This window comes from Brevundimonas sp. (assembly GCF_032107865.1).
Classification (GTDB): Bacteria; Pseudomonadota; Alphaproteobacteria; order Caulobacterales; family Caulobacteraceae; genus Brevundimonas.
In genome coordinates this window covers 1-15,091 of the sequence record NZ_DAMCNG010000034.1, presented here as the reverse complement: position 1 = coordinate 15,091, position 15,091 = coordinate 1, and the positions used below count along the sequence as shown (strand labels likewise).

General features: G+C 65.9%; 15 protein-coding genes. 1 reads left to right on the top strand and 14 read right to left on the bottom strand.

All coding sequences use genetic code 11. The annotated features are described in order from the left end of the window. The 5 genes from RT567_RS05185 to RT567_RS05165 form a co-directional block, all read right to left on the bottom strand. Nucleotides 1–302, bottom strand: a 302-nt coding sequence (locus tag RT567_RS05185) for a YceI family protein (RefSeq protein WP_313574787.1), incomplete at its 3' end; no start/stop codon positions are given. 40 nt (nt 303–342) lie between these two features. Continuing rightward, entirely contained in the window at nt 343–639 is a 297-nt protein-coding gene (locus RT567_RS05180; protein WP_313574785.1) for a putative quinol monooxygenase, read from the bottom strand. Nucleotides 640–700: 61 nt separating this feature from the next. Then, complete coding sequence (locus tag RT567_RS05175; protein ID WP_125901593.1) at nt 701–1,339, bottom strand: hydrolase; 639 nt, start codon at nt 1,337–1,339, stop codon at nt 701–703. 98 nt (nt 1,340–1,437) lie between these two features. Continuing rightward, nucleotides 1,438–2,127: a hydrolase gene (locus RT567_RS05170; RefSeq protein WP_313574783.1), complete on the bottom strand. Its 690-nt coding sequence runs from the start codon at nt 2,125–2,127 to the stop codon at nt 1,438–1,440. A 107-nt stretch (nt 2,128–2,234) separates the two neighbouring features. After that, the gene (locus RT567_RS05165; protein WP_313574781.1) at nt 2,235–3,104 is read right to left on the bottom strand and encodes a pirin family protein; all 870 of its coding nucleotides are present in this window, start codon (nt 3,102–3,104) and stop codon (nt 2,235–2,237) included. A 114-nt stretch (nt 3,105–3,218) separates the two neighbouring features. Here RT567_RS05165 and RT567_RS05160 point away from each other — a divergent pair, with 114 nt between their 5' ends. After that, nucleotides 3,219–4,187 (top strand): LysR substrate-binding domain-containing protein, encoded by a 969-nt coding sequence (locus RT567_RS05160; protein WP_313574780.1) that lies wholly within the window; start codon nt 3,219–3,221, stop codon nt 4,185–4,187. Here the strand turns inward: RT567_RS05160 and metH are convergent. The 9 genes from metH to RT567_RS05115 form a co-directional block, all read right to left on the bottom strand. Beyond that, nucleotides 4,184–6,850 carry a methionine synthase gene (gene metH / locus RT567_RS05155; RefSeq protein WP_313574798.1) on the bottom strand — a complete coding sequence of 889 codons (2,667 nt, stop codon included), beginning with the start codon at nt 6,848–6,850 and terminating at the stop codon, nt 4,184–4,186. The two genes, RT567_RS05160 and metH, sit on opposite strands and share 4 nt — an antisense overlap. After that, on the bottom strand, nt 6,850–7,926 hold the full coding sequence (locus tag RT567_RS05150; RefSeq protein ID WP_313574778.1) for a homocysteine S-methyltransferase family protein: 1,077 nt from the start codon (nt 7,924–7,926) through the stop codon (nt 6,850–6,852). The genes metH and RT567_RS05150 overlap by 1 nt, the downstream gene beginning before the upstream one ends. Continuing rightward, a complete protein-coding gene (metF, locus tag RT567_RS05145; RefSeq protein ID WP_313574777.1) occupies nt 7,927–8,874 on the bottom strand; it encodes a methylenetetrahydrofolate reductase [NAD(P)H] in 948 nt (315 codons plus the stop codon). Then, the gene (locus RT567_RS05140; RefSeq protein WP_313574775.1) at nt 8,874–9,836 is read right to left on the bottom strand and encodes a metalloregulator ArsR/SmtB family transcription factor; all 963 of its coding nucleotides are present in this window, start codon (nt 9,834–9,836) and stop codon (nt 8,874–8,876) included. Before RT567_RS05140 ends, metF begins: the two co-directional genes overlap by 1 nt. Nucleotides 9,837–9,972: 136 nt before the next feature. Further along, nucleotides 9,973–10,902 (bottom strand): 2-hydroxyacid dehydrogenase, encoded by a 930-nt coding sequence (locus tag RT567_RS05135; RefSeq protein ID WP_313574773.1) that lies wholly within the window; start codon nt 10,900–10,902, stop codon nt 9,973–9,975. A gap of 94 nt (nt 10,903–10,996) precedes the next feature. Beyond that, on the bottom strand, nt 10,997–12,664 hold the full coding sequence (gene ettA, locus RT567_RS05130; protein WP_087139483.1) for an energy-dependent translational throttle protein EttA: 1,668 nt from the start codon (nt 12,662–12,664) through the stop codon (nt 10,997–10,999). A 113-nt stretch (nt 12,665–12,777) separates the two neighbouring features. Beyond that, on the bottom strand, nt 12,778–13,707 hold the full coding sequence (locus tag RT567_RS05125) for an alpha/beta hydrolase-fold protein (protein ID WP_313574769.1): 930 nt from the start codon (nt 13,705–13,707) through the stop codon (nt 12,778–12,780). A gap of 70 nt (nt 13,708–13,777) precedes the next feature. Continuing rightward, nucleotides 13,778–14,389 (bottom strand): TIGR02466 family protein, encoded by a 612-nt coding sequence (locus RT567_RS05120; RefSeq protein WP_312120279.1) that lies wholly within the window; start codon nt 14,387–14,389, stop codon nt 13,778–13,780. 201 nt (nt 14,390–14,590) lie between these two features. Then, nucleotides 14,591–15,091 (bottom strand): methyltransferase (locus RT567_RS05115; protein ID WP_313574767.1); only part of this gene is annotated, 501 nt, incomplete at its 5' end.

Below are 15,091 nucleotides of genomic sequence, written 5' to 3'. Positions count from 1 at the left end.
CCGGTGTCCACGCCGCTGACCGGAATGCGCACCGAAACGCTGGAGCGCTCGGGATGGGCTTCGTCGATACGGATGACCCCCTCGACCGTCTCGAACACGGCGCCGGGGTTCGACAGGCCCAGGTGGTTCCAGTTCATGCGGACCTGGGCGTGAGTCGGGTCGATCCGATAGGCGCCGGAGGCGGGCAGGGCGGTTGCTGCGACGGCGGCCTGAGCGGGCGTCGCCGGCATGGCGACGGCGGGCGCTGCGGCCCCCAGAACCTGCAGGGCGACGGCGACGACGGCGACGTTTCGGGAAATCATGGAAGCCTCACTATGGGTCATCGGAAAATGGGGCGGCGCCTCAGGCGATGCGCGCCAGACGGTGGTGGAACTCCATCTTCTCGACATTGGCCGCGCCATTGGCCTGGAAGTGCTGGATGTGGGGGCCGTCGTTGTGGTGCTTCGACTGGGCCTCTTCGGACGCCCAGTGTTCGAAGAAGACGAACAGGCCGGGCTGGTCGCCGTCCTCAAACAGCTCATAGCGCAGGGCGCCGTCTTCCTTCTGGGACGTCTGGGTGACGGCGACGAGGTCTTGTCGCAGGGCGTCTTCCGCGCCGGCCTTGGCGCGCAGGCCGACGGTGATGAACAGTTCGGCCATGGTTGACCTCCTTGAAGAGAAAGGGCGGCCCGCGTCGGGGGAAGCGGGCCGCCCCGAAGGATCAGTCTCGGTCGTAGGAGAACTGAATCCCGGCAGTGCCGCCGGTTTCGATGAACAGGTTCATGAAGGCGGGGACCGTTTCCGACCGCTTCCAGTCACGCTGCAGTTCGCAGAAGAGCTGCGGAACAGAAATCATCTTGCCGCCGGCCTGTTCGATACGACGCAGGGCCATCTCGTGTGCGGCGACCGAGGTGCCGCCTACGGCGTCGGCCACGACATAGACCTCATAGCCGTCGCGCAGGGCGTCCAGAGCCGGGAAGGTCAGGCAGGCCTCGGTCCACAGGGCCGTCATGATCAGCTTCTTGCGGCCGGTCGCTTCGACCGCCTTGCGGAATTCCACGTCTTCCCAGGAGTTGATCGTGGTGCGGTCGTAGGTCGGATAGTCTTTCAGCACCTTGCGGAGTTGGCCGATCGGCGGCTGGTTCAAACCGGTCTCGACGTTGACGGTCGAGTGGATGATCGGCAGGCCGTAGGCGACGGCGGCCTTGGCCGTGCCGACGATGTTGTTCACCAGCAGCTGGCGGTCCATCGAGGCGATGGAGTTCACCTGAACCGGCTGGTAATCGATGATGACGAAGGCCGAGTTTTCGGGCGTCAGAAGGTGATCCGACTTCGGATCGCGGATCGGTTCGCTGGCCATTCAATGGCTCCTTTCCGGGGATTGCGCCTTGGCGAGGCGCGCGCATGACGTCGGCTCCGCCCCGTCGGAGGGGGCGAGGCGAAGCCGGCGGGCATTGGTCAGTCGCGTTGCGAGTCGAGAACCTCGTGATCGGTCGCGACCTGCTGAGCCTTGCCGTAGCTTTCGATCAGCAGTTGGTAGGGCGGGAAGATCTGGGTGTAGACCTCGGCCCATTGGGCGGCGTCTTCACGGTGCCAGGTCTTCTGCAGTTCCGAGGCGACGGCGGCCATGTCCATCGGCACGACGCCAGCCTGGACCACGCGGGCCAGGGTGATTTCCTGGGCCATCTTGGAATAGGTGCCCGAGGCGTCGACCACCACGAAGACCTTGTAGCCTTCATAGGCGGCGCTGATGGCGGGGAAGGCCATGCAGACGCTGGTGATGGTGCCGGCGATGATCAGCGTCTTGCGGCCGGTCGCCTTCACGGCGGCGACGAAGTCGGGGTTGTCCCAGGCGTTGATCTCGCCCTTGCGCGCCACATACTGGGCGTGGGGGGCGTTGGCGTGGATTTCCGGGATCAGCGGGCCGTTCGGGCCCTGCGGCACCGAGGCGGTGGTGATGACCGGCAGCTTGGCCAGGGTGGCCATCGAGGCCAGGGCCGCAGCGTGGCGGCGCAGGGTGGTCATCGGCATGTCGGCCACGGTCTGGAACAGGCCGCTCTGATGGTCGATCAGCAGCATGACGGCGTCGTTGGGGTCGATGACCGGGCGTTGACCGTTGAAATTGGCGGGCAGGGTGGAAGCGGACATGAACGTCTTTCCTTTCAGGCAGGGGGCCGCAGCCAGAGCAATGCTCCGGTTAAGGCGGCGGTTGCGGCCCGGTCCGAAGACCGGGCCTTAAAAAAGTCGTGATTGGATCAGGCGGCGGGGATGTCGCCGAAGCGGCCGCTGTTGAAGTCCGTGATCGCAGTGCGGATTTCGTCCTCGCTGTTCATCACGAACGGGCCGTAGCCGACGATGGGTTCGTCGATCGGCTCGCCGGTCAGGACCAGCAGGGTCGTATCCGCATCGGCGCTCAGGGTGACGCTGTCGCCCTTGCGGTCCAGCAGCAGAGCCTCGGCGGCGCCGGCCGGCTGGTCGCCGTTGACGGTGACATGGCCCGACAGGACGACCACGATGGCGGTGTGGCCTTCCGGCAGGTCCAGCGTCGTCTCGGTGTCCCGGTTCAACCGCACGTCCCACACGTTTATGGGGGTGAAGGTGCTGGCCGGGCCTTTCGAACCGTCCATGGCGCCGGCGATGATCCGCGCCGTCCCCGCATTATCAGGCAGGGAAACGGTCGGAATGTCGGCGTTGAGGATCGACTGATAGCCAGGACGGGTCATCTTGTCCTTGGCCGGCAGGTTGACCCACAGCTGCACCATGCGGAAGGGGCCGCCGCTCCGCGCAAAGGCGGGCGAGTGGAACTCTTCGTGCAGGATGCCGCCGCCGGCCGTCATCCACTGGACGTCGCCGGGGCCGATGACGCCGCCCTGGCCGGTGGAGTCGCGGTGCTCGACCTCGCCGTCATAGACGATGGTCACGGTCTCGAAGCCGCGGTGAGGGTGCTGGCCGACGCCGCGACGCTTGTCGGTCGGCTCGAAGTTGTGCGGACCGGCGTAGTCGAGCAGCAGGAAGGGGCTGACTTGCTTGCCGACGCTGTCATAGGAAAACAGCGAGCGAACCGGGAAGCCGTCGCCGACCCAGTGGCCGCGATCATTGCCGTAACGTCCAAGAACCTTCTTCATGGTGTGTCTCCTGTGGCGACCGGGCCTCGCCGATCGCGTTGGAGACGTTATGACGACGAAACGCCGCCCTGAGCAGATTGCGAAATCGCCTCGCTGCGTCCTATCAATAGAACGATGAGAGACCTCAACGACCTCTATTACTTCGTCCAGGTGGTGGATCACGGCGGGTTCGCGCCAGCGGCGCGCGCGCTGGGGATGCAGAAGTCCAAGCTGAGCCGACGCATCGCCTTTCTGGAGGACCAGTTAGGCACGCGCCTGATCCAGCGGTCGTCGCGCAAATTCTCGGTCACGGAAGTCGGTCAGGAATATTACCGTCACTGCCTGGCCATGCTGGTCGAGGCCGAGGCGGCGCAAGCCGTGATCGACAATGTCGCCGCCCAGCCGCGCGGGGTGATCCGCGTCGCCTGCGTGCCGGGGCTGCTGACCTATCAGATGGGCGGGCTGATCGCGCGGTTCATGGCCGTCTATCCCGAGGTCGAGGTGCATCTGCACAGCACCAGCCGCCGAGTCGACGTCATCGGCGAGGGCTTCGACCTGGCCATCCGCGTGCGCGAGCCGCCGCTGGAGGTGACCGATCTGGTCATGCGCAAGCTGGACGAGAGCGTGCACCGCCTGGTGGCTTCGCCCGATCTGATCGCGCGGTTCGCGCCGCCTTCCGGTCCGGCGGATCTGGCGGGCTGGCCCAGTCTGGATTTCGGCCCGGCGCACCGTGACCACGTCTGGGCCCTGCACCACAAGGACGGGATGACGGCCTCAGTCCGCCATGCGCCGCGCCTGGTCACGGACGACCTGCATATGCTGCATGAGGGTGCGGTGCAGGGGCTTGGCGTCGCCCTGCTGCCGACGGTGGCGGTGGTGCGCGACCTGGACGCTGGACGGTTGGTCGACCTGCTGCCGGACTGGCGGCCCAAGCGCTGGATTGTCCACGCCGTCTTTCCGTCGCGACGCGGCCTTCTGCCGTCGGTGCGTCTGCTACTGGACTTTCTGGTCGCTGGATGCGCCCAACAGCAGATCCACGGTGAAACGCCGACGCCCCAGTTTCCGCCCATCGCCCAGCACGGCGAGGGCGTAGGCGTGTCCTAGGCTGCGCTGTCGCGGGCCAGCGCCAGCGGGTCGTAGTTGAGGATCGGGGCCAGCCAACGCTCGGCCGTCTCCACGTCCCAGCCCTTGCGGGCGGCGTAGTCTTCGATCTGATCGCGGTCGATCTTGCCGACGCCGAAATAGTGGCTGCCCGGATGACCGAAGTAGAGGCCGCTGACGGAGGCGGGCGGCGTCATGGCGAAGGATTCCGTCAGCTCCATCCCGGCGTTGGCGCCTGCGTCCAGCAGACGGAACAGTGTGGCCTTTTCCGTGTGGTCGGGCTGGGCCGGATAGCCGGGGGCGGGGCGGATGCCCTGGTATTTTTCTTCGATCAGGTCCTGCACCGAGGTCTGTTCGTCAGGGACGTAGCCCCACAGTTGGGTGCGCACTTCTTTGTGCAGCCGCTCGGCGAAGGCTTCGGCCAGACGGTCGGCCAGGGCGGTGGCCATGATGGCGGAATAGTCATCGCCGGCCGCCTTGAACTCGGCCGCCTTTTCCAGCTCGCCATGACCGGCGGTGACGGCGAAGGCGCCCAGATAGTCGGCGCCGTCTTCAGCCACGAAGTCGGACAGGCACAGGTTCGGCTTGCCGTTGGACTTCTTAATCTGCTGACGCAGACCGTGGAAGCGGGCGGCTTCTTCTGTGCGCTTCTCGTCGGTCCAGACGACCACGTCGTCGTCGCGCGCATTGGCGGGCCAGAAGCCGACGACGCCCTTGGCCGTGAACCATTTCTCGTCGACGATGCGCTTCAGCATGGCTTGCGCGTCGCGGAAAAGATCCTGCGCCGCCTCGCCGACGATCTCGTCTTCCAGGATCAGCGGATAGCGCCCGATCAGCTCCCAACTGGCGAAGAAGGGCGTCCAGTCGATGTGGTCGGCAAGATCCTGAAGATCCCAAGCCTCATAGGCGCGCATGCCGAGGAAGGAGGGCGCCGGGGCCGGGCGTTGCGCCTCATCGGGCCGCCAGCGGTTGTCGCGCGCCTGTTCGATCGTGGCGCGGGCCTTCACCTCCTGACCACGGGCGTATTGCTCGCGGATGCGGATGTATTCGTCGCGGGTGGCCGCCTCGTTCTTGGCCTTGTCGGTCGGGGACAACAGGCCGGACACCACGCCGACCGCGCGGCTGGCGTCGATGACATAGGTGGTCGAACCCTTGTGATACTTCGGCTCGATCTTCACCGCCGTATGGGTGCGGCTGGTGGTGGCGCCCCCGATCAGCAGGGGGATGTCAAAGCCGCGCCGCTCCATCTCGGCGGCGACGAAGGTCATTTCATCCAGCGACGGCGTGATCAGGCCCGACAGGCCGACGATGTCGACCTTGTGCTCGATGGCGGCGTCCAGGATGCGATCGGCCGGGACCATGACGCCCAGATCGACGACCTCGTAGTTGTTACACTGCAGCACGACGCCGACGATGTTCTTGCCGATGTCGTGGACGTCGCCCTTGACCGTGGCCATCAGGATCTTGCCTGCCGCCTGACGCTCCTGACCCGCCTTTTCAGCCTCCATGAAGGGTTCGAGGTGGGCCACGGCCTGCTTCATCACGCGGGCGGATTTCACCACCTGCGGCAGGAACATCCGCCCCGAGCCGAACAAGTCGCCGACCACGTTCATGCCGTCCATCAGCGGGCCTTCGATGACATGCAGCGGACGTTCGGATGCCTGACGGGCCTCTTCGGTGTCTTCGACAATGAAGTCGGTGATGCCGTGGACCAGGGCGTGTTCGATGCGCTTGGCGACAGTGGCGTCGCGCCACTTCAGGTCCACGACCTTGGCCGCGCCCTTTTCGCCCTTGTAGCGGGGCGCCATGTCCACCAGCCGCTCGGTGTTGGACACGTTTGTCCGCTGCGGCCGGTTCAGGATCACGTCCTCGACGGCCTCACGCAGCTCAGCGTCGATGTCGTCATAGACGGGCAGGTCGCCGGCGTTGACGATGCCCATGTCCATGCCCGCATTGATGGCGTGGTACAGGAAGACGCTGTGGATCGCCCGGCGCACCGGCTCATTGCCGCGGAAGCTGAACGAGACGTTCGACACCCCGCCCGAGACGCGGGCGTGGGGCAGGGTGGCCTTGATGACGCGGACCGCCTCGATGAAGTCGACGGCGTAGTTGTCGTGTTCCTCGATCCCCGTCGCCACGGCGAAGATGTTGGGGTCGAAGATGATGTCCTCGGGTGGGAAGCCGACCTCGTTGACCAGGATGTCGTAGGCGCGGGTGCAGATCTCGATCTTGCGCGCGGCGGTGTCGGCCTGGCCCACCTCGTCAAAGGCCATGACCACCACGGCGGCGCCGTAGCGCAGGCACTGGACGGCATGGTGGCGGAAGGCGTCTTCGCCCTCCTTCATGCTGATCGAGTTGACGATCGGCTTGCCTTGAACGCACTTCAGGCCCGCCTCGATCACCTCCCATTTGGAGCTGTCGATCATGACTGGCACGCGGGCGATGTCCGGCTCGGCCGCGATCAGATTCAGGAAGGTCCGCATGGCCACCGGGCCGTCCAGCAGGCCCTCGTCCATGTTGACGTCGATAACCTGGGCGCCCGCCTCGACCTGCTGGCGCGCGACCGATAGGGCGGCGGGGTAGTCGCCCGCAATGATCAGTTTCTTGAACTTGGCTGAACCAGTGACGTTGGTCCGCTCGCCGACGTTGATGAAGACAGGACGCATCATGACACCAGCTCAAACGGTTCCAGGCCCGACAGGCGCAGGGCGACGGGGCGCTCCGGCACGGCGCGCGGGGTCACGTTTGCGACTTCCTCGGCGACATGGCGGATGTGGTCGGGGGTGGTGCCGCAGCAGCCGCCGACGATGTTGACCAGACCCGACTGCGCCCATTCCTCGAGGAAGTGGGCCGTCTCGTGGGGCTGCTCGTCATACTGCCCCATGGCGTTGGGCAGGCCCGCGTTGGGATAGGCGCTGACCAGGGTGTCGGCCACGCGGCTCAGCTCGGCGATGTGGGGCCGCATCAACTCGGCGCCAAGGGCGCAGTTGAAGCCGACGGCGAAGGGCCTGGCGTGGCGGATCGAGTTCCAGAAGGCCTCGGCCGTCTGACCGCTGAGGGTGCGGCCCGAGCGGTCGGTGATGGTGCCCGAGATCCACAGGGGCAGGGGCTCCAGCCCCTCGTCCTCCAGATCCTTGATCGCCTTGATCGCGGCCTTGCAGTTCAGGGTGTCGAACACCGTCTCGATCAGGAAGATGTCGACGCCGCCGTGGTGCAGGGCGCGTGCCTGCTGTTTGTAGGCCTCATAGACCTCGTCATAGGTGACGGCGCGATAGCCGGGGTCGTTGACGTCGGGGCTCAGCGACAGGGTGCGGTTGGTCGGGCCGATGGCGCCGGCGACGAAGCGGGGCTTGTGCGGCTCCTTCTCCGTCCAGCGGTCGGCGACCTCGCGCGCGATGCGGGCGCCTTCGTAGTTGAGGTCATAGACCGCATCCTCCAGCCCGTAGTCGGCCTGGGCGATGGTGGTCGAGGAGAAGGTGTTCGTCTCCGAAATGTCGGCCCCTGCGGCGTAATAGACGTCGTGCAGGTCTGCCACGATGTCCGGCCGGGTCAGGATCAACAGATCGTTGTTGCCCTTCTGAGGGTGGCTGTGGTCGCGGAAGCGTTCGCCACGGAAGTCCTCTTCCGTTAGGTCGCGACGCTGGATCATCACGCCCCAACTGCCGTCCAGCACCAGAATGCGCTCTTTCGCCGCCGCGTACAGGGCGGCGATGCGGTCGGCGCGGGTCAGGGGGAAACTCATTTACGCAACAGCCTTGGTTTCGCGCACGCCCAGAACCCGACAGATCGCATAGACCAGCTCGGCCCGGTTCAGGGTGTAGAAGTGGAAGTCCGAGAAGCCCTCTTCCTGAAGGCGGGCGCAGGTCTCGGCGGCGATGGAGGCGGCCAGCAGCTTGCGCGTCTCCGGGTCATCGTCCAGCCCGTCGAAGTGGCCAGCCAACCAGTCGGGCAGGGCCGCGCCGCACGCCGCCGTCATTCGCTTCAGGCCCGCGAAGTTGGACACCGGCATGACGCCGGGGATCAGGGGAATGGTCACGCCCGCCGCCCGCACCCGGTCGCGGAAGCGCAGGAAGGCCTCAATGTCGAAGAAGAACTGCGTCACGGCGCGCGTGGCGCCAGCATCAATCTTGGCCTTCAACACGTCGATGTCGTGGTCGATGGACGGGCTTTCCGGGTGCTTTTCCGGATAGGCGCCGACCGTGACCTCAAACCCGCCGATACGGTTGAGGGCGGCGGTCAGTTCGGTGGCGTTGGCGTAGCCGTCGGCGCGGGGCGTATAGGCGCCGCCGATCCCGGTCGAGCCCGGCGGGTCGCCGCGCAAGGCGACGATGTGGTCGACGCCGATGGCCTTGTAGCCCTCGATGACTTCATCGACCTCGGCGCGGCTGGCCTCGACGCAGGTCAGATGCGCGGCGGGGCGCAGGGTGGTCTCGCTGATGATGCGGTGGACCGTGCGGTGGGTCCGCTCGCGCGTAGAACCGCCCGCACCGTAGGTGACGGAGACGAAGGCCGGGTTCAGGGGCTCCAGACGCCGGATCGCCGTCCAAAGATTGGCTTCGGCCGCGTCCGTCTTGGGCGGAAAGAACTCGAAGGAGACGTTGACGGCGTTGCGGTTCGATCCGGCGCGCGCGACGGGGCCCAGCGGCGATAGCAAGAGGGCGCGGGCTTCAGCGAGAGAGGAGGGGGCCATCAGGCGCTCTTTCGGGCGAGCTGGGCGGCGCGTTCGCCGGTCCAGATGTGAACGGTCAGGCCTTCGGTGTCGGGCGGCAGGGCGATGGGCGCCGAAGGCGTCAGGCCTGCCCCGGTCAGCCATTCGCGGATCTCGGCGTCGGAGAAGCCCAGACGGCGATGCTGATGCGCCTCGCGCAGGTGCTCGAACTTGTGGGGTGCGAAGTCCACGATCAGCAGTTTGCCGCCTGGCATGACCAGACGCGCGGCCTCGGCTACGGCCGAGGCGGGATCGGCCAGGTAGTGCAGCACCTGATGCACGATCACCAGATCGGCGCTTTCGTGCGGCAGGCGGGTCGAGAAGATGTCGCCGTGGCGCAGTTCGACCTTGTCCAGCCCGGCTTTGGAGACATTGGCGCGGGCGATGTTCAGCATGTTCTGCGACAGGTCGAGGCCGACGGACATCTTCGCCTTCTTGCCGAACAAGGTCAGCATCCGGCCCGAGCCGGTGCCTAGGTCCACCACGCGCTCGAACGGGCCGGACCCGGCCGCGCGCGCGACCGCCGCCTCGACGGCGCTTTCGCAGACATAGAGGCTGCGCATCTGGTCCCACTGGGGTGCGATCTGTTCGAAATAGCGCGCGGCGTCGATGGCGCGCTCCTTGCGCACCTCGTCCAGACGGCGATGGTCGGCCTCTCCTTCGCCGTCGTCCAGCAGGTCCAGAACAGTGTCGATCAGCCGCCGCGACAGGGCGTCGTGCGACAGGCGGTAGAAGACGCGCGCGCCGTCGGGGAAACGCTCGATCAGACCCGCGTCGGCCATCAGCTTCAGATGGCGCGAGACGCGCGGCTGGCTCTGGTCCAGAACGCGCGACAGCTCCATCACCGACAGCTCTTCCGCAGCCAGCAGGGACAGGACGCGCAGGCGGGTCGGTTCGCCGGCGGCGCGCAGGGCTTCAACAGTCTGGTCAGCGGTCAGTGTCATTGGTCGTATAAAGATATCCTTATACGCTTATGCAAGCAAAATCTGGTCGCGCGCCTCTGCCATCCGTCGAATGCAGGCACGGATCGTTCTTTCTGTCTTTGGAATATGGGTTGAGACCACCCGAAGGGGCAGAATTTCAGTCTGCGACCGGCGTCTTCAGCGGCTCATCGGCAAAGTGGGCCGAGAGATTTTCCAGAAGCAGCATCAGCATCCCCTGCACCGCTTCGGTGGTGGCGCCGCCGGTGTGTGGCGTCAGGACGGTGTTGGGAACGCCTGCCCAGCGCGCGGCCTCGGTCGGCTCCTGCACGAAGACGTCGAGGGCGGCGCCGCCCAGGCGGCCGTCTTTCAAGGCGGCGATGACGGCGTCCTCATCGACCAATTGCCCGCGCGCGACATTGACCAGCAAGCCCGTTGGACCCAGGGCCTCGATCACCTCGGCGGAGATCAGGCCCCGGTTGCTCTCGTCCGCCCGACAGGCGACGACAAGAATGTCCGAGGCGCGCGCCAGGTCGGCCAGGCTGTCGGAGCGGGGCCAGGCGGCGTCTTTCTGACGTGGGGCCCACCAACGAACCTCCATCCGCATGACTTCGGCGCGTTTCGCCACAGCTTCGCCGATGTGGCCCAGGCCGACGATTCCCAGGCGCTGACCGCTCAGGGAAGTGGTGATGCTGCGTGTAGACAGGCTCCATCCACCGGCGCGGATCGTGCGGTCGCCCTCGGCGATCTGGCGGCGTGCGGCCAGGATCAGGCCGATGGCGTGGTCGGCCACGTCTTCGTGGTTCACGCCGGGCGCATGGGTGACGGGCAGGCCGCGCGCACGGCACCACTCTACGTCTATGCCGTCATAACCGGCGGTGAAACAGGCGATCAGCGACAGATTGGGCAGGCGCTCGATCAACGCCTTGTCCAGTTCGAACTCGCCCGCGACGATCAGCGCACGAATGTCGTGCGCGGCCTCAAGCGGAGGGCCTTCCCAGAAGCGATAGACATCGTATGCGCCTTCCAGGAAGGCGCTCAGCGGGGCCAGATGCCGCTGCATGATCAGGACGGCGGGACGCTGGGTCATGAGCGCAGACTATCCCGCTTTCGCCGGAGCGCCAGCCCAAAGCAGAACGGCCCCCCGATCGCTCGGAGGGCCGCTTGTCATCCTGTCCGTTCGATCAGCGACCGAACTTCTGGTGCTGGATACGCTTCGGAATGATGCTGTCCGCACCCAGGCGGCGCATCTTGTCTTGTTCATAGGCTTCGAAGTTGCCTTCGAACCATTCCACGTGGCCGTCGCCTTCGAAGGCCAGGATGTGGGTGGCCAGACGGTCCAGGAACCAGCGGTCGTGGGAGATGACCACGGCGCAGCCGGCGAACTCTTCCAGAGCCTCTTCGAGGTTCTGCAGGGTTTCGATGTCCAGGTCGTTGGTCGGTTCGTCGAGCAGGATCAGGTTGCCGCCGGTGGCCAGGGTCTTGGCCAGGTGGACGCGGTTGCGCTCACCGCCCGACAGTTGGCCGACCTTCTTCTGCTGGTCGCCGCCCTTGAAGTTGAAGCTGCCGACATAGGCGCGGGTGTTAATCTCGCGCTTGCCGACCATCATGATGTCGGTGCCGCCCGAGATGGCCTGCCAGATGGTGTCGTCCGGCTTCAGGTCGTCGCGCGACTGGTCGACGTAGGCCAGCTTGACCGTCTCGCCGACCTTGATGGTGCCGCCGTCCGGCGTTTCCTGGCCGGTGATCAGCTTGAACATGGTCGACTTGCCGGCGCCGTTGGGGCCGATGACGCCGACGATGCCGTTGGGCGGCAGCTTGAAGGTCAGGTTGTCGAACAGGGTCTTGTCGCCATAGGACTTCTTCAGCCCGTCGACTTCCAGCACCACATTGCCCAGACGCGGGCCGGGCGGGATCTGGATGACGGCGAAAGACTGGGCCTGACGCGAATTTTCCTGGTCGGCGACCATTTTCTCATAGGCGGCCAGACGGGCCTTGGACTTGGCCTGCCGGGCCTTGGCGCCCGAGCGGACCCATTCCAGTTCGCGGGTAAGGGCGCGTTGGCGGGCTTCGGATTCCGACTGCTCCTGCACGACGCGCTTGGTCTTGGCTTCCAGCCACGAGGAGTAGTTGCCCTCGTGCGGATGGCCCTTGCCGCGGTCCAACTCCAGGGTCCACTTGGTGACCTGATCCAGGAAGTAGCGGTCGTGGGTCACCAGAATGACGCAGCCGGGGAAGTTCTCCAGGTGGTGCTGCAGCCAGGCGACGGATTCGGCGTCCAGGTGGTTGGTCGGTTCGTCCATCAGCAGCATGTCGGGCTTCGACAGCAGCAGGCGGGCCAGGGCCACACGACGCTTTTCACCACCCGACAGGTTGGTGACTTCCCAGTCGTCGGGCGGGCAGCGCAGGGCGCCCATGGCTTGATCGATGCGGCTGTCGATGTCCCAGACGTCGCCGGCGTCGATCTTCTCCTGGAGGGCGGTCATCTCCTCCATCAGCTCGTCGGTGTAGTTTTCACCCAGCTCGCCAGCGACTTCGTTGAAGCGGTTGACCCACTGCTTCTCTTCGCACCAGGCCTCGACGTTCTGGCGCACGTTCAGCGCCGGATCGAGGTGAGGTTCCTGCTCCAGATAGCCGCGCTTGACGCCGTCGGCGGCGCGGGCCTCGCCCTGGAACTCGCTGTCCAGGCCGGCCATGATCTTCAGCAGGGTGGATTTACCCGAGCCGTTGACCCCGACAACGCCGATCTTGGCGTCGTTGTAGAAGCTCAGCCAGATGTTCTCGAAGATCTTTTTGCCGCCGGGGAAGGTCTTGGTCAGACCCTGCATCTGGAAGATATATTGCTGCGCCATACGTCGCGTCGCGCCCTTGATTCAGTGCGGATGGGGAAGTTGACGGGGGATGTAGCGATCCCGACGCCTTTGGGCAAATCTTCGGATAGGCGCGCGGCTTTTCGGAGGCGGCGTCAGCGTGCGGGAAGCACGGCTTCTAGAGCGCGCGTGAAGCCGACCGGGGCGACGGTCAGATGGTCCTCATTCTCCAGCACGAAGGAGCTGACTTTGAGGTTGGGATAGCCGCGCGATTCCAGGTTGCGATGCAGCGTCTGCATGTCGCCGACCATGTCGGTTTCACTATTGCGGCGCGTCGGCCCAGGTTGTTCATAACCGCCCACATACATGAAGACCTGGGCGTTCAAGTCGCGATGGCTGCGGGCGTAGTCGGCCTCGACCCCCATCATATAGCCCTTGTCGTACCAGAGCGATGGACTGCCCAGGACGTAGGATTGGAACATCGCCGGGTCGCTGAACAGGATCTGGGCCCCCAGCAGGCCGCCGTAGGAATGACCCAACAGGATGCGGCGCGACGGATCGGCGCGGAACGTCTTCTCGATGAAAGGCAGGGCCTGGGTCTTCAGATAGGTCTGATAGGCCGCGCCGCCGCCATGCACGGCGGCGCCGGAGCTGCGCGGGCCGTTGGGGGTCGGGGTGTAGTCGCGGCGACGACTTTCGGCGCCCTTGTCTCCGTCGGCGTAGGACAGGCCGACCAGAATAAACTCCTGCACGACCGGCCCCTCCAGATTCACCCGCCTGGCGATCTGGCGGATGATGGGGAAGGCGTAGTCGGCGTCGGTAACGTACAACGTCGGATAGCGGCGACCGGGGTTGGCCTCATAGCCGGCAGGCAGGCTGACGAAGACCTGATAGTTCCGGCCGGACACGGGGTCGGGCACGCTCCAGACCTGGGTGCCGGTCAGGACATAGGGCGCGCCTTCGGCCGCGGCGGCGGGATCAGGGGCAGGGGCCGTTCGGGCGTCCGCCTTTTCGCCGCACGCGCCCAGAATCAGAGCGCCTGTCGTGAACATGGCGATCGCCGCCGCCGCGCTGAAAACCCGCATCCATTCCCTCCAAGCTATGCCGTTGACGCAGGTTTCGGGGCAAATGCGGCGAGGGAAGGGCGAACCGGCGTCAGGCGTAGTTGAAGCTGATCGAGATGCGTTGTTCTTCGGCGCGATTGGCGGGCACTTCGTGGCGCAGCCAGCTTTCCCACATCAACACCGTGCCGGGCGCGGGCTTCAGATAGACGAAGGGCTGCTCGGCTTCGCCGGCGTCGGCGGTCAGGCCAGGGCGGGCCATCATCATGACCAGGCGCGGGTCTTCGATCTTCAGCGAGGAGGCGCCGTCGGGCACGTGGATGTAGATGGTGCCGGACAGGACGGCGTGCGGGTGGATATGGCCGGTGTGACCGCCGCCGGGCATCAGGACGTTGACCCACAGATTGTCGAGCCGCAGCTTCTTGGCTAGGTCGAAATGCAGGCTCTCGGCGAAGCTCGCCGCGTGCTTGTCCAGCAGCTTCTTCAGTTCGGCGAACTCGGGGAATCGCTGCGGCAGGTCGTTGATCGAGCCGTAGGAGGTGTAGCCCGGATAGTGGTTGGCCCGGCACCACTCGATCCCGGCCTCGTCCTCCTCGGCCATGACCAGGCAGAGGTCGAGCAATTCCTCATGCAGTTCCGCCCAGCCGCGCGAAGAGGCGAGGGAGGCATCGTAGACCTGGGTGGCGAAGAGGGATCGCAAGGACATGGGAGGTGCAATAGCCCTTCTCCAACAAGGGGAGAAGAGACGCTGCGCTGCAATCGGCCAGCCTATCCTTCCGGCTGTGCTAGGCTCTTCGGGTTTCGGAAGGCGCCGTCGCGCGCCGCAGGGGATTTCAGACGATTCAGACGAATTGGACTCTGTTTTTTCGCCATCCCCGCAAGGGAAGAAGGGCGAGTGAAGCCGCGTTCAGAAGCCCAGACCCGCCTCGCCGCGCAGGATCGCTTCGGCTTGCGGGCTGTGCTTGGCGCCGTCGCGGTCATGCAGGATCAGGGGCGGCAGCAACCGCAAGGGCGCCTTGCCGGTCTTGATCGCCTGGACCAGCACGCGCTTGGCGGGTTGGTCGGCATAGGGGTGGATCGGGCGGACGGCGAAGGAACCGGCCTTGGGCGCCAGCAGGTTCAGAATGTCAGCGAGGCGGTCGGCGCGGTGAATGATGACGATGCGCCCACCCTCGCGCACCGCCTTCAGCAGAAAGCCCGACCAGGCGGCCAGGCCGTCGTCGGCCATCCAGGCGCCGAGCTTGCCCTCGGCAGGCGCGCGCAGGGCGCCGGGGTCGTCGAAGAAGGGCGGGTTGCTAACCGCCCAGTCGAACGGCGGCAGGTCCAGGGCGCGAAAACCTCGCGCCACGTCGCCGTCCACGATGGCGGTGCGCGCCTCGGCGTTGTTCAGGTCCGCATTCTGACGGGC

Coding starts and splice junctions, on each gene's coding strand:
- RT567_RS05175 (WP_125901593.1), bottom strand. CDS start 1,339: ATGGCCAGCGAACCGATCCGCGATCCGAAGTCGGATCACCTTCTGACG.
- ettA (WP_087139483.1), bottom strand. CDS start 12,664: ATGGCGCAGCAATATATCTTCCAGATGCAGGGTCTGACCAAGACCTTC.
- metF (WP_313574777.1), bottom strand. CDS start 8,874: ATGGCCCCCTCCTCTCTCGCTGAAGCCCGCGCCCTCTTGCTATCGCCG.
- RT567_RS05135 (WP_313574773.1), bottom strand. CDS start 10,902: ATGACCCAGCGTCCCGCCGTCCTGATCATGCAGCGGCATCTGGCCCCG.
- metH (WP_313574798.1), bottom strand. CDS start 6,850: ATGCGTCCTGTCTTCATCAACGTCGGCGAGCGGACCAACGTCACTGGT.
- RT567_RS05125 (WP_313574769.1), bottom strand. CDS start 13,707: ATGCGGGTTTTCAGCGCGGCGGCGGCGATCGCCATGTTCACGACAGGC.
- RT567_RS05140 (WP_313574775.1), bottom strand. CDS start 9,836: ATGACACTGACCGCTGACCAGACTGTTGAAGCCCTGCGCGCCGCCGGC.
- RT567_RS05160 (WP_313574780.1), top strand. CDS start 3,219: ATGAGAGACCTCAACGACCTCTATTACTTCGTCCAGGTGGTGGATCAC.
- RT567_RS05120 (WP_312120279.1), bottom strand. CDS start 14,389: ATGTCCTTGCGATCCCTCTTCGCCACCCAGGTCTACGATGCCTCCCTC.
- RT567_RS05165 (WP_313574781.1), bottom strand. CDS start 3,104: ATGAAGAAGGTTCTTGGACGTTACGGCAATGATCGCGGCCACTGGGTC.
- RT567_RS05180 (WP_313574785.1), bottom strand. CDS start 639: ATGGCCGAACTGTTCATCACCGTCGGCCTGCGCGCCAAGGCCGGCGCG.
- RT567_RS05170 (WP_313574783.1), bottom strand. CDS start 2,127: ATGTCCGCTTCCACCCTGCCCGCCAATTTCAACGGTCAACGCCCGGTC.
- RT567_RS05150 (WP_313574778.1), bottom strand. CDS start 7,926: ATGAGTTTCCCCCTGACCCGCGCCGACCGCATCGCCGCCCTGTACGCG.